At 43.0% G+C, this 19,309-nt stretch carries 13 protein-coding genes; 8 read left to right on the forward strand and 5 right to left on the reverse strand.

Features of this window, described 5'->3' with window-relative positions:
- Positions 1-54 precede the first annotated feature (54 nt).
- The 7 genes from CTT31_RS19515 to CTT31_RS19545 all read left to right on the forward strand — a co-directional run bounded on the left by CTT31_RS19515 (position 55) and on the right by CTT31_RS19545 (position 8,948).
- A complete protein-coding gene (locus tag CTT31_RS19515; protein WP_260492829.1) occupies positions 55-528 on the forward strand; it encodes a DUF411 domain-containing protein in 474 nt (157 codons plus the stop codon).
- A complete protein-coding gene (locus tag CTT31_RS19520) occupies positions 528-1,850 on the forward strand; it encodes a TolC family protein (RefSeq protein ID WP_260492830.1) in 1,323 nt (440 codons plus the stop codon). The genes CTT31_RS19515 and CTT31_RS19520 overlap by 1 nt, the downstream gene beginning before the upstream one ends.
- Positions 1,843-3,570, forward strand: coding sequence for an efflux RND transporter periplasmic adaptor subunit (locus CTT31_RS19525; protein WP_211857275.1), 1,728 nt, complete (start codon positions 1,843-1,845; stop codon positions 3,568-3,570). The genes CTT31_RS19520 and CTT31_RS19525 overlap by 8 nt, the downstream gene beginning before the upstream one ends.
- A gap of 12 nt (positions 3,571-3,582) precedes the next feature.
- Positions 3,583-6,696, forward strand: coding sequence for an efflux RND transporter permease subunit (locus CTT31_RS19530; protein WP_260492831.1), 3,114 nt, complete (start codon positions 3,583-3,585; stop codon positions 6,694-6,696).
- Between the two features lie 198 nt (positions 6,697-6,894).
- On the forward strand, positions 6,895-7,557 hold the full coding sequence (locus CTT31_RS19535; RefSeq protein WP_211857271.1) for a hypothetical protein: 663 nt from the start codon (positions 6,895-6,897) through the stop codon (positions 7,555-7,557).
- Between the two features lie 60 nt (positions 7,558-7,617).
- On the forward strand, positions 7,618-8,211 hold the full coding sequence (locus tag CTT31_RS19540; protein WP_211857269.1) for a sulfotransferase family 2 domain-containing protein: 594 nt from the start codon (positions 7,618-7,620) through the stop codon (positions 8,209-8,211).
- A 128-nt stretch (positions 8,212-8,339) separates the two neighbouring features.
- Complete coding sequence (locus CTT31_RS19545) at positions 8,340-8,948, forward strand: GNAT family N-acetyltransferase (RefSeq protein ID WP_039494918.1); 609 nt, start codon at positions 8,340-8,342, stop codon at positions 8,946-8,948.
- A gap of 81 nt (positions 8,949-9,029) precedes the next feature.
- Here CTT31_RS19545 and CTT31_RS19550 read toward each other — a convergent pair whose 3' ends face one another.
- Positions 9,030-9,932 (reverse strand): phytanoyl-CoA dioxygenase family protein, encoded by a 903-nt coding sequence (locus CTT31_RS19550; RefSeq protein WP_260492832.1) that lies wholly within the window; start codon positions 9,930-9,932, stop codon positions 9,030-9,032.
- A gap of 263 nt (positions 9,933-10,195) precedes the next feature.
- Here CTT31_RS19550 and CTT31_RS19555 point away from each other — a divergent pair, with 263 nt between their 5' ends.
- The gene (locus tag CTT31_RS19555; RefSeq protein ID WP_260492833.1) at positions 10,196-12,376 is read left to right on the forward strand and encodes an OsmC domain/YcaO domain-containing protein; all 2,181 of its coding nucleotides are present in this window, start codon (positions 10,196-10,198) and stop codon (positions 12,374-12,376) included.
- 33 nt (positions 12,377-12,409) lie between these two features.
- Here the strand turns inward: CTT31_RS19555 and CTT31_RS19560 are convergent, their stop codons facing one another.
- From CTT31_RS19560 to CTT31_RS19575, 4 genes are read right to left on the reverse strand one after another with little or no spacing between them, the layout of a single operon-like run.
- Positions 12,410-13,414, reverse strand: coding sequence for a hypothetical protein (locus CTT31_RS19560; protein ID WP_260492834.1), 1,005 nt, complete (start codon positions 13,412-13,414; stop codon positions 12,410-12,412).
- 4 nt (positions 13,415-13,418) lie between these two features.
- A complete protein-coding gene (locus tag CTT31_RS19565; protein WP_010377775.1) occupies positions 13,419-13,991 on the reverse strand; it encodes a hypothetical protein in 573 nt (190 codons plus the stop codon).
- A gap of 1 nt (position 13,992) precedes the next feature.
- The gene (locus CTT31_RS19570; protein WP_260492835.1) at positions 13,993-15,321 is read right to left on the reverse strand and encodes a hypothetical protein; all 1,329 of its coding nucleotides are present in this window, start codon (positions 15,319-15,321) and stop codon (positions 13,993-13,995) included.
- A 10-nt stretch (positions 15,322-15,331) separates the two neighbouring features.
- On the reverse strand, positions 15,332-19,273 hold the full coding sequence (locus tag CTT31_RS19575; protein WP_260492836.1) for a TOMM system kinase/cyclase fusion protein: 3,942 nt from the start codon (positions 19,271-19,273) through the stop codon (positions 15,332-15,334).
- Positions 19,274-19,309 lie beyond the last annotated feature (36 nt).

Here is a 19,309-nt window from a genome sequence, read left to right on the forward strand (position 1 = left end):
GAATTGAGTGATACCAGTTGCACTAACGTAATTGGTATTACATGCGAGGTTAGCATGAAAAAGTTTTATTTAGTGATGACGCTATGGCTAATGAGTGCCATGGCATACGGTAAATCCAATATAGAATTGGAAGTCTTTAAGTCCCCATCCTGCGGCTGTTGTGAGCTGTGGTTAAACCATTTAACTGCACAAGGTATCGCGCACAAAGCCACCGATTTAAATTATCTTGGCTCACTTAAGAGTAAGTTTGGTATTAAGCAAAATTATCAATCTTGTCACTCTGGAGTTTCTAAAAATGGTTTTATTTTTGAAGGGCATGTTCCTGCCAAGTTTATTAAACAGTTTTTGCAAAACGAAACGTTAACTCAAGATAAGCAAAATATCGGCTTGAGTGTGCCGGCTATGCCACTTGGATCGCCTGGTATGGAAGTTGGCGAGCGTTTTATGCCTTATCAAGTATTGCTACTTAAAAAAGATGGGAGCTATGAGGTTTTTGCTGAAATCGACAGCTATGAGGAGCAATTCTAATGACAATTAAAGTTTCCCTGTTTATCGCAACACTGATACTGCCACAGATAGCACAGGCCAATATTGCAACGTTAGAGCAAGCGATAGATGCCGCCATCAGTAACGATCCTTGGCTTAAATCTAGCCAATACAAGCGTTCTGCGATGCAATCTATGAGCCGCGAAGCGCTAAGCTATCCTGATCCTCAGGTGTCCATCGGTATGATGAATCTGCCTGTTGATAGTTGGGAGTTTAATCAAGAGGGGATGACTCAGCTTAAAGTTGGCGTGATGCAGATGTTACCGCGAGGAGATAGCCTCGAAATTAAGAGTCAGCAATTGGCACTTGACGCTAAAAAGCAACCGATTTTACAAGCGGATAGAAGAGCGCAAGTGCGCCGGGACGTTTCTCAGGTGTGGCTTGATATTGTACAAGCCAAAAAGACGTTGGAACTGATTGAACGCGATAGTGTGCTGTTCGACCAAATGGTAGAAATAGCCAATGCTAGCTACTCCAATGCGCTGGGTGCAACACGTCAGCAAGATGTGATCCGTGCTCAGCTTGAGGTGATGCAATTAGACGACAAGCGTTCCGCGGCTTATCAGCAGCTTAACACCGCTAAGGCAAAGCTTTCGCAATGGCTATTAAATGATGCATTCACTAATTCAAATGCACTGAGTGTCCTTGAACAAAACGAAGTGACACTGCCGTTGATCCGCTCAATTGCGCCAAAGTTGATGCAGCAACGTCCAGTTGATAGCCAAGCTGTAGTACAACATTTGACTCATCATCCGTTGGTTGTTGCCGCCGACGTTGATACATACCGCGCCAATCAAGGGGTAAAGTTAGCTGAGCAGGCATATAAACCACAGTTTTCCGTCAATGCGAGTTACGCATATCGGGATGATGCGCCGGATCAGATGTCTCGCACTGACTTTTTCAGCGTTGGTGTGTCATTCGACGTTCCGTTATTCACAGATGGAAAACAAGACCAACAAAAAGCGGCAGCGACCGCACAAGTTGAGGCGAGTAAAACCGATCGGTTGCTGGTGCTAAAGCAGCTGTTTTCAAACTTAAATGGAGAAATTCAAACTATCCAACGATTGCAAGAAAGGCAATCGCTATACGCAAAATCAATTGTGGCACAAAGCGCTGAACAGGCCGAAGCTGCATTGACCGCTTATACCAATGACGATGGGGACTTTTCCGAGGTAGTGAGGGCGCGCATCGCGAAACTGAATGCGCAGTTATCAGCGCTTTCCATTGATATTGCATTGTTAAAAGCGGTAGTACGCAGTAACTATTATTTGGCTCAAATTGAAGAGGGTGCAAGCCATGAATAACAACTTAAAAATGACGCTGGTTGCGGTCACGACATTAACGGCAGGTGTGCTAGTTGGGATGAACCTCTCTTCAAGTAACGAATCTGCGGTAGCGCAAAACGCTGAGAAAGCGCCACTTTATTGGGTCGCGCCTATGGATCCGAACTATCGTCGTGATAAGCCAGGTAAGTCTCCGATGGGAATGGATCTTGTGCCTGTGTATGAAGAAGAGTCTGCGAATGCAAAATTTGGTGAGGGGGTTGTGGAGATAGCGCCTCACGTTGAAAACAACTTGGGCGTTCGCACTGCGGTGGCCATGCGTCAAGCGATGTCTCACCAAATCCGGACTGTTGGGTATGTTCAGTACAACGAAGATAGCTTAGTTCACATTCACCCTCGAGTTGAGGGATGGGTTGAAAAGCTCTACGTGAAAGCAGCAGGAGATCCGGTGAAACAAGGCGAACCTCTGTACACCTTGTATTCGCCGCAACTGGTCAATGCGCAAGAAGAATATCTTATTGCTAGAAAGCGTAATAATCAGGCGCTGATAAACGCAGCGCACGAAAGGCTCAAAGCATTGCACCTGAGTGATGACTTTATCAATACGCTTAAAAAAACGGGTGAAGTGCATCAAAGCATTACCTTTTATGCGCGTCAATCTGGGGTGTTGGATGGACTCCAGATCCGAGAAGGGTTTTACGTAAAACCAGGTACAACGCTCATGAGTATCGCGAAACTTGACGAAATTTGGGTCGAAGCTGACGTATTTGAACGTGATGCTATGTTGGTCGCTCAGGGACAAGCGGTTTCCATGAGGTTAGACTTTTTACCCGGCCGAACGTGGCGAGGGCAAGTCGATTACGTCTACCCCTCACTCAATGAAAAAACACGGACACTTAGAGTAAGGCTTAGATTTGACAACAGTGATGCACTATTAAAGCCGAATATGTTTGCGCAAGTGAACATTCATGCCGATTCTCGTGACGATGTATTACAAGTGCCGAGTGAGTCTGTGATCCGCACCGCCAAACAAAACCGTGTTGTCGTTGAAGTTGCACCCGGTAGCTTTAAATCGGTTGCCGTCGAACTGGGTCAAATTGGTGATGAAAACATTGAAATCCTCAATGGCCTTAACGAAGGAGACAAGATAGTTACGTCAGCCCAATTCCTGATTGATTCTCAATCGAGCATTACTTCTGACTTTATGCGTATGGCGCCAGTTGCAGAGGCTAAGTCAGTTTGGATTGAAGGAGAAATTCAAAGCGTGAACTATGAAAGTCGAGTGGTGAATATCGATCATCAACCCGTACCCGAGTGGGAATGGCCTGAAATGGTGATGGATTTTTCAGTGGCTGACAGTGTCGATGTTGAAGAATTAAGCCCTGGACAGACTTTGCATTTTGAAGCCACGAAACAAGATGACGGTAGCGTATTACTGACTGGCACTCACATTATGTCCGAAGGAAATACGACCGAAAATACACTGCCTACAGCAACAGTGGGCGGTGTGATAAACACCATCACCCCTGACACCCGAGTGCTTAATATTTCTCGCGGCGCCATTGAAAAATGGGACCGTCCCGCAACAACGATGGACTTTGTTGCAGCTGAGCACATTGATTTAAGCCAGCTTATGACAGGAATGAAGGTGACTTTCACCTTTGAAGTGGGTGAGGAATTTGTGGTGACTGATATCAAACCTGCAGGTGAGATGTCGATGAATATGCACTCAGGCCACTAAGGAGCGTTTACAATGATCCAAGCAATAATTCGTTGGTCAGTATACAACCGCTTTTTTGTGGTACTGCTGACACTTATGCTGGTGGGGGCTGGGCTATTTACCCTTAAAAACACGCCTGTCGATGCCATTCCGGATTTGTCTGATGTACAAGTCATTGTCAAAACACCTTATCCAGGACAGGCACCACAAGTGGTGCAAGATCAGGTGACATTTCCACTGACCACGGCAATGCTCTCCGTCCCGGGCGCAAAAACCGTACGTGGTTATTCCTTCTTTGGGGATTCCTATGTTTACGTTATTTTTGACGATAAAACGGATCTTTACTGGGCGCGCAGTCGTGTGCTCGAGTATCTAAGTCAAGTCGCACCACAATTACCTGATGCGGCAAAACCGCAGTTGGGCCCTGATGCCACTGGGGTGGGTTGGGTGTATCTTTATGCATTAGTCGATAAAACCGGCAAACACGATATTAGCCAACTACGCAGCCTACAAGATTGGTTTTTAAAGTTTGAGTTGCAATCGGTTGCCGGTGTGTCAGAAGTCGCGCCGATTGGCGGTATGGTGAAACAGTATCAAGTACAGGTTGATCCCAATAAACTGCGCGCTTACGGTATTCCGCTTACGCATGTGCAGCAGGCGTTGCAACGCGGTAACCAAGAATCGGGTGCTTCTGTGATTGAGATGGCTGAAGCCGAATATATGGTGACAAGTACGGGATATATTCAAAGCGTTAAAGATATTGAAGCTATCCCACTTGGGCAAGCTGTCAAAGGCACGCCATTAACGATAGCAGATGTTGCGTCTGTCAATATTGGACCGCAAATGCGTCGTGGCATTGCTGAGCTTAACGGCGAAGGAGAAGTTGTTGGCGGTGTTGTAGTCATGCGCTTTGGAGAAAACGCGCAAAAAACCATCGATGGGGTAAAACAAAAGCTCGCGGAGCTACAACACGGCTTACCTGAAGGGGTGGAAGTGGTGACGGTTTACGATCGCTCCGAGCTTATCACCAAAGCCATTGATAATCTTTGGTCTAAACTGCTCGAAGAGCTGGTGGTTGTGGCCTTAGTGTGTGTGGTGTTCTTATTTCATATTCGCTCTTCCGTGGTTGCCGTGATCACTTTGCCACTTGGCATTCTGGTTGCTTTTATCGTGATGTATTTTCAAGGGGTGAACGCAAATATCATGTCCCTTGGTGGCATAGCCATAGCTATTGGGGCGATGACCGACGGTGCAATCGTGATGATTGAAAACATGCACAAACACATGGAAAAAACGCCACTCAATGATGAAAACCGCTGGGAAATCGTTGCTAAGTCGGCTTCTGAGGTGGGTCCTGCACTGTTCTTTAGTTTGTTGATTATTACCGTAAGCTTCTTACCTGTGTTTATTCTTGAGGCGCAGGAAGGACGTATGTTTGCACCACTGGCATACACTAAAACGTATGCGATGGCCGCATCGGCAGGGCTTGCCATTACGCTTATTCCTGTGCTGATGGGGTACTTTATTCGCGGTAAAGTTGTGCCCGAGCATAAAAACCCAATCAATCGAATGTTGGTTGGCGCGTATACGCCCTTGTTGAAACAAGTATTACGCTTTCCCAAGCTGACGTTGTTAGCCGCTGCAGTTATTACTGTCGTTGGCTTTTATCCAGTGGATAAAATCGGCAGTGAGTTTATTCCGCCTTTGGATGAAGGGGATTTAATGTACATGCCGACTACATATCCAAGTATTTCGATTGGTAAAGCCAGAGAGATCTTACAGCAAACCGACAAGTTGATAGCGACGGTGCCCGAGGTAAAAAATGTCTTTGGTAAAATCGGTCGCGCGGAAACCGCAACCGATCCTGCCCCGTTGACGATGATTGAGACCTTTATTCAATTAAAACCTAAAGATCAGTGGCGTGAGGGAATGACCACTGAAAAGCTCAAAGCAGAGCTCGATAAGCTAGTGCAGTTTCCGGGCTTAACCAATGCTTGGGTGATGCCCATCAAAACGCGTATTGATATGCTCGCGACGGGGATTAAAACGCCTGTTGGAATTAAAGTCGCAGGTCCAGATTTAGATACTATCCAAAATATTGGTCAAGATCTTGAACGTATTCTGAGTCAGGTAAAGGGCACCGCTTCGGTCTATTCAGAGCGAGTAGCAGGGGGACGCTATATTAAGGTCGATATTCAACGTGATAAAGCCGCGCGATTTGGGCTCAATATTGCTGATGTCCAGCAAGTGGTCGCAACTGCAATTGGTGGAATGGATGTCACGCAAACCATTGAAGGACAAGAGCGCTATCCGGTTAGTTTGCGTTACCCGCAAGACTTACGCGATTCTCCCGAAGCGCTGCGGAAGCTTCCTATAGTCACCGCCGAGGGATTAAATATTGCCCTAGGTGATGTGGCAACTATCTATATTGAAAACGGGCCACCGGGCATTAAAAGCGAGAACGCTCGCATTAATGGTTGGACGTTTATTGATTTAGATGGTGTCGATGTTGGCAGCTATGTGGCAGCAGCTAAACAAGTACTGAGCGAGCAGTTGGAGTTACCTGCAGGTTACTCCATCAGTTGGGCTGGTCAATACGAGTATATGGAGCGTGCTAAAGCTAAATTGACTTATGTGGTGCCGCTCACGCTTGGGATCATTATCGTTTTACTCTATTTGAACTTTAGAAGCTTTAGCGAAGTGGCAATCATCATGGCGACGTTACCTATGGCGATGATTGGTGGGCTGTGGTTACTATACCTTGAGGGGTTTAACTTTTCGGTCGCGGTAGGCGTTGGTTTTATAGCGCTTGCAGGTGTTGCGGTTGAAATAGGCGTGATCATGCTCGTGTATCTCAACCAAGCCATAAGGGAGCTTAAAGATAAACCGCAAGCATTGACAGTTGAGGCCATTAACAATGCCATTTTAGAAGGCGCGGGCAAGCGTATTCGTCCAGTCATGATGACGGTGGCAACGATTATTATCGGGTTATTGCCAATCCTTTACGGTTCGGGCACAGGTTCTGAGGTAATGAGCCGCATCGCCGCGCCTATGGTGGGCGGCATGGCAAGCGCGCTATTACTTACCTTAGTGGTGTTACCCGTAGTATATATGTTGATGATCCGTTGGCGTGAGAAAGTTAATTAATCGATAGCGGAAAAAGTTTGCCTCAAGTGCAGTAATATTAAGCGCTTGAACGGCAAACTTTGGTTTGGCAAAACCCGATTACATCGAAAAAGTGGTTAAAAGACTCTTAGGACCCTAACTAACCCGAGATCAGGTTAATAACGCTTCCTTGGCGCACTTATTGCTGTACTAGAACAGTCAATGCACCAAGGAGCGAGTATGTACATTCAAAATTCACCCTATTCACAAATGTATGGTTCGAGCGATCTTTATAGTCGAAAGAACAATAATGTTGTGAGTGATCAAGACATTTCTAATTCGGCGGCAAAAAACTCGGGAACACCTTCGTTTATGGAAGCCGCAAAGGCTGTACGAGAAAAAGCGCCGAACAACACCCAATCGACTTACCTTACCAAACATTTTGAGCAAGCTGAAAAGCTAGCCCATGAATCTTTGGTGAGTTCAAGTCACAAAATAGGCAGCCGTGAATATAACATCGAGATGTATCGTGAAATGATGACGAACATTGTAGAGATGCCGATTGAAGTAGAAATTGCACCAGAAGAGATGAACCAAGCGTTGTTATTTAATCATCTGGGATTGGACTTTAAAGAGTATAAAACCATTTCAGTGCGTTCAGAGTTGTTAACTATGCTTGAGCAAAAAGTTGAGCAGGACAGTACGCTAATTAGATCAGATAAAGCAAAACTCACCGCAATTATTACCGATACGCAAGATAGGCTAGAGGCCGCGCAAGCCGCGTTACTTGAAGGTGAAGATATTACTCAGCGACTGCAAGATAGCAAAAAAGCTATTTATCACTCTTACGAGCAGCTTAAACTTGGTAAGGTGAGTCAGCGAGACCTGATTTCGACTTTGTAGTTATGGAGGCTTTAACAAAGCGAAGAAAATGCATTTTGCAGTCTGAAATGATTGAGGATTATGTTTTATTCTAAAAAGTACAATTTTTTGTTCTGCCACATTAGTCGCACTGGTGGTACGTCGTTATGTAGTGTCCTCAGGAAAACGGCGCCAGACCTAAGGATGATAGGCAGCCAGCATGCGTCGCTTCTAGAGGCTAGAGCGGCATTGCCGGATGAGTTTGAGAGTACGTTTAAATTTGCTTTTGTACGTAACCCATGGGAAAGACTTGTTTCTTGGTATTCACTATTAGAGAAAGGTAAAAGTCTACACTCAGAAGTGGTATCTGAGAAACGTCATTATGATGAGAAAGAGAAGTTTGAACTATTTGTACAAGAAATGGTTACAGAGCAGCACGGCGGAATAGGGTGGAGTCAATGGTCCCAGTTATCTGACCATTTGGGAAATTCACTCGTCAATGAAATTTGCCGCTTTGAAAACTATCAAAAAGACAGTAAGCGAATTTTAAGAAAGTTGGGGAGCAAAGATTATTATTTGCCTTATTATAATCAAGCATCAAGTAGTCACTACTGTCATTACTACTCAGATTTAGCGTTAAAATTGGCTGAGGAGCTTTTCCTAGATGATATTTATCAATTTGGGTATAAATTTTGATAGTGGCCAGCCTTGTGAAAAACGGTAAATATCAAAGCAAGAAGGAAGTTGGAATAAATATTTGTATAAATCACAGATTGTAACAATAATGTGTTAATTGTTACCTAAAAGAGCTTTTGAGTGTTTATATGGATATCACTGAGTTAGATGAAAAGGCATTTGTTGACGTATTTAACCTGCCAGAAAAAATCACCATAAAGACTGCTAGCACCGCAGATATAGAAGAAATGGCGGTTGTGACTAAAGTGAGCTGGCAAGCGGCCTTTAGCGGGTTTTTACCAGAGCAAGTGCTAGCTGGGGGAACCGTCGAATTTTTCGCAACTATTTGGTCGGAGATCATTAAGAATTCTGCAAGCCAAACGGCTTTGCTCGTGACTGATGGTCGGAAAATATTAGGCTGCGGTGCGGCGGGTAATTACCGTCGAATGTATAATCCGGTTAGCCAAAAAGTATCGAGAATAAATGCGGGTGAACTATATCGCGGTTATATTTTGCCAAGCCATCAGAACTGTGGATTAGGTCAAGCGCTGTTGAAGGCGCGTCTATTGAAGCTTTATGAGCAAGGCTGCCAAAGCGCGTATACCTGGATTTATGAGCAGAACAAACAAGCGAGACGCTTTTACGAAAAGCATGGGGCGGTAAATCTCGACCAAGCCCAAGGGATAACAATGAAACGATTTAGGTTTGAAGAAGTGTGCTATGGCATTGAAGTAAATCGTGTTTTTGATTTTAGCTAAGATGGAGTGAGAGAAAATTTCAAACACGGCATGGTCAGAGGTAATTGTCATCGATAAGCGATGACAATTACTTCATGCAGACTAACGTAGGTCGGCGGGTGTAGGGTAGTCTGGATGCTCAACAATTTTCGGTGCCCAAGCAGCTGGGATCACGGCCTCTCGCTTCTGTTTGATACGCTCTACTAGCGTATTTAAATCAGAATTGGGTTCACCATAAACGGCTAGCCAATTCTCAGGTACGTCTTCTGGGTCTGCAGCCTGAATAACGTGTGCCATCCACTGTTTTCTAAGCTCAGCCCATTCACTACTTTGATTCTCATTGACACCTGCAAGTGGTCGAAGCTCTACATATATTGTTCTTCTAGGACCTTCACTGCGTTTAGGCTCAGAGCCATGTAAAACCATCATGTCTTGAACTAAAATATCTCCGGCTTTAGCTGGTTGCTGTACAACCCCAGGAATATTCCAGCCATATTCGCTCGAGAGAGAATAGATATCCAAAATTTGGTGTTGGGAATCTGGCAAATAGCGTAAGCACCCGTCATCTATATTCGCATCATCAAGATAGATACCGACATTTAAATATGCAAAATGACGAGAATGAGGAGCATCTTGATGCCAGGCTATGTGAGGGTGGGGATGTGGATATTTGCAGACTAAGTCACATTGCAATGGAACACAGCCTGCACCACAAAGGTGTTCACTGATCGCTAACATTGCTGGTGTTGCGAGTAGTTCGATAATTAACTCGGGCGCTTCAAAAAGCAAATCATTATAACGAAAAAGTTTTGGCTCACCTGATTCATTTGATAAATGGTATTGAGTCGCGACTTTTCCGTCTTGCTGTGCTTGTTTTGCTTTATTCTCAAGCGCATTAGATAGTTGTTTCAGTTTTTCCAGCAGCGTGTCGGGTAAAGGTTGTTCAAATAAAACGAAGCCGTTGTTTTTGTAAAAATCGAGTTTGTTTTTGCTCACAATCGTCATGCATGTACTTCCTAGTTATTTTGTTGCTTGCCAGACTTAAGTATTGTTTGTCGAGTATATTCACTCGCCTGCCAAATAGAATCTGTCTCAGCTACAGCACTGACCATAGTGTCTTAAAATGCCTGTTAGAGCAATTACGGTAGGTTACATTGTGGATTTTGTTTATATTAACTCAACTCGAATAAACAGAAACTTCCATTGGCACCGCTTTGCTTCCTCAAGTACAATTAGCGTTTTCGTTTGCAACACACCGGAACCTTCCAATGGAAATCAAAGTAAATTACCTCGACAATCTCAGAATTGATGCCAAATTTGACGACTTTTCTGTGATTGCGGATCAGCCAATTCGCTATAAAGGCGATGGTTCAGCACCAAGTCCATTTGACTATTTTTTAGCTTCTTCAGCGCTTTGTGCTGCTTACTTTGTGAAGGTATATTGTAATGCGCGTGACATTCCAACGGATGGAATTCGTGTGGCGCAAAACAACATTGTTGATCCTGAAAACCGTTATAACCAAATTTTTAAAATTCAGGTGGAGCTACCAGAAAGTATTTCTGAAAAAGACCGCCAAGGCATCTTGCGTTCAATTGACCGCTGTACCGTTAAAAAAGTGATCCAAACAGGACCTGAATTCCAAGTGGAAGCGGTTGAAAGCCTTGAAGATGATTCTCAGGCTATGCTGATGGTTGATACCAGCGAAAGCGACAGCACTTTTATCCTAGGTAAAGATCTTCCGCTTGAACAGACTATTGCAAATATGACCAAGATCCTCTCGGATTTAGGCATGAAGATTGAAGTCGCGTCATGGCGTAATATCGTGCCACACGTCTGGTCTTTGCATATTCGTGATGCTGCTTCACCAATGTGTTTCACTAATGGTAAAGGGGCAACCAAAGAAAGCGCGCTGTGCTCAGCACTAGGTGAGTTTATTGAGCGTTTAAACTGTAACTTCTTTTATAATGATCAGTTTTTTGGTGAAGAAATCGCAAATGCTGAATTTGTTCACTATCCGAACGAAAAGTGGTTTAAGCCTGAAGCTGATGATGCGCTTCCTACTGAGATTTTAGACGACTACACTCGTGAAATTTACGACCCAGAAGGTGAACTACGCGGTTCACATCTAATCGACACAAATTCAGGTAATGTAGCGCGCGGCATTTGTTCTATTCCGTATACTCGCCATTCTGATGGTGAAACCGTGTATTTTCCGTCAAATCTAATAGAAAACTTATTCCTAAGTAACGGTATGAGTGCCGGTAATAACCTGTTTGAAGCGAAGGTTCAGTGTTTATCTGAGATCTTTGAACGCGCGGTGAAAAAGCAAATCATCGAGCAGGAAATCGTGCTCCCTGACGTGCCAGAGTCTGTACTTGCTAAATATCCAGGTATTGTTGAAGGGATCAAAGGGCTTGAAGAGCAGGGGTTCCCTGTGGTGGTGAAAGATGCATCTCTTGGCGGTCAATTCCCCGTAATGTGCGTAACCCTGATGAATCCTAAAACAGGCGGTGTGTTTGCTTCTTTTGGGGCGCATCCTAGCTTCGAAGTGGCACTTGAGCGCAGTTTAACCGAGTTGTTACAAGGGCGTAGCTTTGAAGGCTTAAACGATGTACCAAAACCTACGTTTAACAGTATGGCGGTATCTGAGCCGGAGAACTTTGTTGAACACTTTATCGATTCAACGGGGGTGATCTCTTGGCGCTTCTTTAGTGCGAAGCATGACTACGATTTTATTGAGTGGGATTTTACAGGCACGAATGAAGAAGAATGCGATAAGTTATTTGGCATTTTGGAAGGGTTAGGTAAAGAAGCCTATATTGCGGAGTTCACAGACTTAGGGATCGCTTGTCGTATTTTGGTTCCTGGCTTTTCTGAAGTGTACCCTGCTGAAGATCTGATTTGGGACAACACCAATAAAGCACTGCAATATCGCGAAGATATTCTCAACATCCATTCTCTAGATGACGAAGCATTAGCTAACTTGGTTGAGCGCTTAGAAGACAGCCAGCTTGATAACTATATCGATATTATCACCCTAATTGGTGTTGAGTTTGACGAAAATACGGTGTGGGGTCAGCTTACAATTCTTGAGCTTAAGATTTTAATCTATCTAGCGCTTGGCGATATCGAAGCGGCCATTGAACTAGTTGAAACCTTCTTGCAGTTTAATGACAACACGGTTGAGCGAGGCTTATTCTACCAAGCAATGCATGCCACGCTTGAAATTGCGTTGGATGAAGAGCTAGAAATAGAAGATTACATCCACAACTTCACCCGCATGTTCTCTAAAGACGTGATGGATGCGGTTATTGGCTCAATTAATGGTGATGTGAAATTCTATGGTTTAACGCCCACTAACATGAAGTTGGAAGGTTTAGATAAGCACCTGCGTCTTATTGAAAGCTATAAGAAGCTTCATGCAGCAAGAGGGAAATTCGCTTTATAATTGAATGTTGTAAATTAGGGCGCAAAGCGCGCTCTAATTTACACATGATTGCAAGCCTAAGTAAGCTTTTGAGTAAACAGCTCTATTCGGTTCTTTAACCAGCTTAAAATCTACCCAAGTCCAAGCTAATTCAAATTTTGACGATGACCATTGTTGTATTAGTGACGATTTCTGTTGAGTAATTAGTCCAGATGATGCGAGCTTCTTACATAGGTTATTCGATAATTCGGCCTTATTCTCTAGGAATGAAAACTTGTTGTTGAGCTCATCAAAATATACGGGGGAGCTGACCAATGCGAAATGGTCAAACAGTGTATCTCCAATAGCTAAGTCAAAAAATAAGTAGGGGCTATCATTTATATCACGCCAAAACAGTAGCATCTTCTCGACTTCCTTTACATCTCCGGGAAAATGCACTTTTTCCAAGTATTTTATGACCTCATCCTGATGCATAGAAATATATAGTTTTGTTGTGGCGGGCTTACGTTGCTGCATAAATGAGATATGTATTATGTGACCCGAAAGCGGTAAGTGTTTGAATAGTCTAGATAGCGTTAAACTTGCTTTTGAGTGATATTGTTGGCACAGACCCATAGAAAAAACATATGGTTTATAGTGGCTAAGCTGTGCATTTTTCTCTGCGAGTTGTTCCGGATAGCCAGATTCTAGACAGTAATGCACACCGGGAGCTGCGATGGTTTCTGGTTTGTTTACCAGAATCTTATCAAATTCAAGCCATAAAAACGGAGTAAATTCGTCAAGGGATTTCAATTTAGCATAGGTGCTTCGTAAATTTTCTATTAAAGGAAGCCAACGATTATCGATAAAGTTTGTACGTTTTTTAGGGGATTGGTGATCGATAGCGCAGAGTAAATCCAATCGACTTAATTCATGGCTAGCTAGATCTCTTATTTCTAAATAGTAGGATGAAAACAGCTGAGGAAAAAGGCTTGCAATTTCTTGCAAGCCTTCAGTTGTTTTTTTACCTAACAATTCGTGGAGAGATTCATCTAACACTCTGTTAAGTATAGTATTCACCGTATTACCAAATAATATTTGCGTTATCAGCTAAATTTTGCGAGATAATTTTAAGAGAGAATAATTCACGTACAAATTTCTCCTCATTACCTTTTATATCTCCAAACTGAGAGACCAACGAAAGTAGTTCATCTTTTACGTCTGCAGAAAGCTCCGCTTTGGTGTTGTTATACTCTACGCTGAAGTTTGATATATAGTCACTTGGAGATTGAATAAATTCACTGTGAGACGTTTCTTCATATGCTATCGAACGTAAGAAATTAAGTAATGCTACGACTTCAACTCCCTCGGTAATAGAAGCTTTACTGCTTGTTTTCTCACCCTCGAAGTGAGAAAGGTAGTCACTGATAAAATCTTCATTGTTTAGTGCAGCAGAAAAGTTGCTTTTGATAAGTTGATTTTCTTCAGGTTGTTTGCAAAGTTTACTATTACCACCAATAGTTAAGCACTCTTCGGTGATATCTTTGTTGTCTACATAACCATTCAATGATTTTATTGGGTTGTCCTGACTATTTAATCTGAAGTCTAAATCAATATTTAATCTGTTTAGATAGTCTATGAATGCATTGTTAGCCATTTTACTTTTCCTTAGGGTTTAATGTTATTTCTTTCATTGGTATACCAGGTATTCCACTGTTTATTAAAGTGAAATCTTTGAATCTTTCTGTCCATTTTATTTTATTTTCATTGTAATAATAATTTAGATTGTTATGGCAGCTCGCGCAATCAGACCCTTTATTTCTGATACTTTCAGAGACGGTCCACTGTGACTTAGGAATTTCACATTTGCTATTCACCTGAGCTAGAAAAGGCTCAAAAACCACACTTCTAACATTTTTGTCAAAGCGCTGGTATGACCCCGCGTTATCAATATGTGGATATTGTGAGCCAATAAGCTGGTAATGTTGTAATACTGAGTTTTGTTTTTTGAGCTTAGAGCGATACTGATCATTATATGTTGCAGCTAGAGTGGGGATCGGCTCATCTCGAATAAGAGGTGTCGGTCTATTGGCTGTATATATATTGGAACAGCTATATTCATCCTGAGCAATGAAGCTATATTGAATCGTTTTTGGGGTTTCACTTTCAAGCGTATCAACCTGCTCAAATGTCAACCAAGTCCAAGTCGGTTTATCACCTACTAATAGGTTTGAACTGGTACCGACACCGATGTGCATGGCAACGAGACCGAGTGTTTGTGTTACTGCAAAACCATGTAACTTAATGTTTTCCATGGTGATGTATCTCAGTTTATCATCTTTGTTTGTGAGTATGCGCCAACCCAGTTTTAACGCAATCTGAGGTTGTTTAGCGGATGTGTTACCTTGCCCACAACTGCCCCACCTAAATGCGAAACCCGCGAGGTCTTTGAGAGCAGGGTTGTTATCAATTTCGTTTAGGTTTTCTTTGGTATCCCATAGTGCTTCCATCCATTTATCATTTACACGCTTTTCAAAAAATACAGGGTTGTTATTTTTATCTCTTAGGCCTAGCATTTTGATTTCGTCGCCATCTAGCTTTAACGACATATCTAAGTCTAAACAACCAGAGTCACATTGCCAGCTATCTGCTGTGGTAATATTTTTTCGAGTATCTTTGCCTTCAACAGAAACGGGCGTGTTGAACTCCTTTAAATAGCCATTTGTGTAGTTGACTTCAGCAAGTGTTGCGGTATTAATCCAGTCAGCCCAAGCGGGTAGTGAAAGCTTGCCGAATTGTTTTTGTTGGTTAATCGCAATAAAAGTTTGCCATGAGTATTCGTATAAATGCTCAGGTGTAAGCGTAAAATTGGCAATCGCATTGTTCGTGCTCAAATCACATGAAACGTCCGCAGGAAGCAAAGTTGTTGATGCACTCGCAACCCCTGAACAGCCCAATGCTAACAGTAAGCATGTTCTAGTTATCATTCTTAATTTCCTATTTTAAATACTTGTTGATATATCCAAGTGCCCCTTGCAATTCAGCGACTTCTTTAGCACTTTGTAATTGTTCTTTACGAGCAGATTCTGTAGTACACAGCATACTTTTAAGTCGATAAGCTTCTGGTAAGTAAAACGTATCAAGTTTTTCATTTGCAATATTGATAGCAATATCTAACTGTTCTAAAGCCTCTTGAGTATCTTCTGCAAGCAGTAAGCATTCACCATACATTGTTCGTAGCCAAGCAACATGACCGATAGAGTCCGTTAACAGGTAAGCATCTAAACCAGAACGAACGAGGGGAAGACCTTCAGATACATTGTGATCAAGACACATCAGCCAGCCTTTTATTACGTTACCAATGGATAACCAAAGCGCGAATCCATGCTTCTCAGAAAGTGAAAGGACCTTTTCAGCGTAATACTCGGCTAGGTCGCGTCTTCTGGATATTACTCCAATGTAGGCATGACGGGCGTAAACGTGAACTTGATATGCGGGAATATCATCTAATTCTGTCAGTCTATCAGCTTTAATTCGCTGTTGATCAGAACGTTCGTAATCACCCATGAGCCAAGAAACACCGGCATGAATTGGCAGTGAAGATATTGCACAGTCAAATGGAAATGGGTAGCTTTTGAAGTATTCGTGGTGCTCATCATAGTTATAAAGTGCCAATGCCTGAGTAAAGGTCTTGTCAGCCAATAGCAGATCACCTTTAGCCCATTCGATCCCGCCTTTTAAATGAAGAGCTGCTATTTCCAATGCTGCAGAATTTTGCTGTTTAGCCATTTCAAGTAGTTGTTGTATCGTGTTCAATCCTTCGATATGCTCGGCTTTAACGACTTGAATTAATGCAATACTCCAAAAAGCTGAATACAGCTCAGGGGGGTTGTTGAGCTCGCTACACAGTGCTCGGGAACGGTCAATATGTGGTGTGATACTGCTGTTTGCATATCCCAATGTGGTAGCCAAGTGCAGTGCTAGCGCATTTCTTATTAGAATTTCTGTGAGCTTGTTTTCGTAACTGCCTGTACATTGCGTGAGAGTATTAAGTGCGCAGGTATAATGTTGTATTGCAGAATTTATATCTGCTAACTGTGTACTTTTTTCTGCAGCGAGTTTCCAAAGCACTGTTGCATCAGTGTATTCAAGCGCCTTTTCATGATGAGTTGCTCTTAATGTGTAATCCTCACTTTTGTATGAGTTTAGTGTTTGAGCAACCACTGAATGTAACAAACGTATGCTGGTTTGATTAACACTTTCATAAGCAGCATCCCTCACCAGCGCATGCTTAAAGATATAGCTATCGTTATCAACGCGGCGTTGGTGCACGATAAGGTCGTTTGCTATCAGCTCATTTAAGTCGTTTTGGATCTGGTTTTCGCTTAAAGAAGATGCCGCAACGAGTAAATCATATTCAAACTCTCGGCCTATCGTTGCCGCAAGTTGCGCTGTTTCTTTGGCATGACTAAGACTATCTAGTTTTTGTTGTAATGACTCTCTTAAACTCGTAGGTACTTGGTCAAGTTTATCTGGTGCGAGAAAGTCAATTTCTCCCCCTTTATCTCCAACTAATGCCTTTTGTTTAAGCATGTTGACGAGTTCTTCAATAAATAGCGGGATCCCGTCTGTGCGACTGGTAAGTAATTTGAGAACTCGCTCTGACACTCGGCGGCCATCAAACAAGTTAATGATAAAATCTTCGGTGGACTTCTCGGTTAGTTTTCTCAGGCAAACATCCACTAAGGTAAGGTCTTTCAACTGAGTTGGCACCGCTTGTCTTGAAGTGCTTAGTAAAACATCACCTGAAGCGAGCGCACCGACAAAGTGATGTAAAAACTCTAAGGTGGTGCTATCTGCCCAATGAATGTCTTCAATAATGTAAAGTTTAAACTTACTGAGCCCGTGACGGTTTGACAGTAACAATGCGCAAAGCCCTTTAAACAACACTTGCTTCTGCTCATCGGGAGAAAGTGTAGAAGGCGTAATTTCATCATCAAGTGAGATATTGAGCCAAACTAGCAACACAGGGATAGCTTGCACTAAATCGAGCTTACTATCCACGTTTGATAATACATAACTAAACACGGTATTGGCTGAATGAGCGTCAAGCTGTTCGGTGTTAAAGAGGTATTTGACCAACGTTAAAATTGGATACAAAGCATTATTTTGGTGCTCTGGTAAACACTGGGCGACTAAATGCTGATATTGCGGTGCATTAGCACGAATTTCTTGCAGTAGCCGAGATTTACCTATGCCAGCTTCACCATGAATGTGGGCGATGCGTGTTGCACCTTCGACTTCGTTATTAATGAGTGAAAGTGTCTGTTCAAGCTCAAGGTGACGACCTACAAGTTCATGATGGTTCTTTGTACCACGCATAAAGCCAAATGCTTCGATGCGACGTTCTCCTTGCAAGTTATAAACCGGCGTTAGTTCAAATAACGGGCCTATTTGAACTTGGCCGTACAGATTGAATTCTGAAAAAGCATCAAGGAGTGAGCGTGACTCTGCACTACATAAGACTTGGCGCTCGCCGGCTTCACGGGAGAGTGCTGCTGCAATATTTGCGTGATGACCTTCAGGTACGGCATTGGCGTAGGTAATAAATACACCAGTATGAATACCAATGTGAGCATTAAGGGCGACTCTGTGGGCTTCTTGCATTAGTGCGTTACGTTTGCCAAGTTCGCTTATCATTTCAAGTGCGGTACGAGCAGATAACCGCGCATCGTTATCGCTGCTAACAGGGTAGCCAAAATAAAACAAGCTGGTATCGGCGAGGTTACCCACGTGATAAGCGCCGTAACGAGTCGCGATATCAATAAAGTGATTGCGTTGAGATTTATAAACGGTGTCGATGACATCGAAGTCTTTATCTTGATTGTCGAGTGCTTTAACACTTAACCTTACCGCAAGAACGGTGAGCTGTTTGCGCTCAGTAAGCGCCGTATATTCTTGAATGGCACGATGGTTAGGATCGTCATCACGGATCATTACTGTGGTTTCGTCGTAACCATGTTGAGCTTTAACATCATTTAGTACACCAACAAGGTTTGATACGTTCATTCGTGCCAGTTCAGAGAATGCCTCGGTTGCGGTGATCACGCGCTCCAACGCGCTTTTATTGAGTACGCGTCTGAGAAGCCCTGCAAGAGGGTGGCCAAGTAGTGCGCTTGGAATTGGAATATGTACATCGCTTAATTGCTTGTGATAAATCGATGCGACGCTAGTACCCGTGACCGCAGGCACGCCAGTTAAACATTCTAAAAATACCAAACCCCAGACATAGAGATCCGATTTGGCCGAGGCTGGCTCACCACGTAATTGTTCTGGTGCGCTGTAAGAAGGTGTGCCTAATGTTTCTTGCGTAAGTGTGATTGTTTCAAAGTCATGCTGGCGGGTTTCTTGTGCCAGTGTACCAATACCAAAATCAAGTATTTTGGCATAAGTTTTTGCACCAGACTGGCTAAGCATGATATTGGTTGGCTTTATGTCTCTGTGGATAATGCCCTGTTGATGAGCGTGAATGAGCGCGTCTAACACCTGCAACATGATGTCGGTTGCATACACTGAATCAATTGCACCATTTTGACTTAGATAGTCCCGTAGTGTTTGCCCTTCCACATACTCGAATACCCCGAACATTAAATTTTCATTTAATTGTCCTTTATCTAATAATCGTACGATATTTGGGTGATTTAATTGACTACAAAGTAAGGTTTCGCGATTGAAACGTTCCGCATATCTGTGTTTTTTCGTCGCTTCCAGTTGTGGTTCTAACGCCAAAAATTTTAGTGCAACGATTTGCCCAGTGTTTATTTGGCGTGCTTTGAAAACTTTACCGAATCCACCTTCTCCAATTTTTTCAAGTAGTTGGTATTTGTCAGACTGGAAAACATCGACAATATGGCTATCCGAAAACTGTGTCAGAGACATATGATTACTAATTCTTATTTTTTGTTAATGGTATAG

Source organism: Pseudoalteromonas maricaloris, assembly GCF_024746855.1.
In the GTDB taxonomy this organism is placed as follows: domain Bacteria; phylum Pseudomonadota; class Gammaproteobacteria; order Enterobacterales; family Alteromonadaceae; genus Pseudoalteromonas; species Pseudoalteromonas maricaloris.

What these genes read in the sequence shown, in the direction of transcription:
- CTT31_RS19515 (WP_260492829.1), top strand. Translation starts at nt 55, where the DNA reads ATGAAAAAGTTTTATTTAGTGATGACGCTATGGCTAATGAGTGCCATG.
- CTT31_RS19520 (WP_260492830.1), top strand. Translation starts at nt 528, where the DNA reads ATGACAATTAAAGTTTCCCTGTTTATCGCAACACTGATACTGCCACAG.
- CTT31_RS19525 (WP_211857275.1), top strand. Translation starts at nt 1,843, where the DNA reads ATGAATAACAACTTAAAAATGACGCTGGTTGCGGTCACGACATTAACG.
- CTT31_RS19530 (WP_260492831.1), top strand. Translation starts at nt 3,583, where the DNA reads ATGATCCAAGCAATAATTCGTTGGTCAGTATACAACCGCTTTTTTGTG.
- CTT31_RS19535 (WP_211857271.1), top strand. Translation starts at nt 6,895, where the DNA reads ATGTACATTCAAAATTCACCCTATTCACAAATGTATGGTTCGAGCGAT.
- CTT31_RS19540 (WP_211857269.1), top strand. Translation starts at nt 7,618, where the DNA reads ATGTTTTATTCTAAAAAGTACAATTTTTTGTTCTGCCACATTAGTCGC.
- CTT31_RS19545 (WP_039494918.1), top strand. Translation starts at nt 8,340, where the DNA reads ATGGATATCACTGAGTTAGATGAAAAGGCATTTGTTGACGTATTTAAC.
- CTT31_RS19550 (WP_260492832.1), bottom strand. Translation starts at nt 9,932, where the DNA reads ATGACGATTGTGAGCAAAAACAAACTCGATTTTTACAAAAACAACGGC.
- CTT31_RS19555 (WP_260492833.1), top strand. Translation starts at nt 10,196, where the DNA reads ATGGAAATCAAAGTAAATTACCTCGACAATCTCAGAATTGATGCCAAA.
- CTT31_RS19565 (WP_010377775.1), bottom strand. Translation starts at nt 13,991, where the DNA reads ATGGCTAACAATGCATTCATAGACTATCTAAACAGATTAAATATTGAT.
- CTT31_RS19570 (WP_260492835.1), bottom strand. Translation starts at nt 15,321, where the DNA reads ATGATAACTAGAACATGCTTACTGTTAGCATTGGGCTGTTCAGGGGTT.
- CTT31_RS19575 (WP_260492836.1), bottom strand. Translation starts at nt 19,273, where the DNA reads ATGTCTCTGACACAGTTTTCGGATAGCCATATTGTCGATGTTTTCCAG.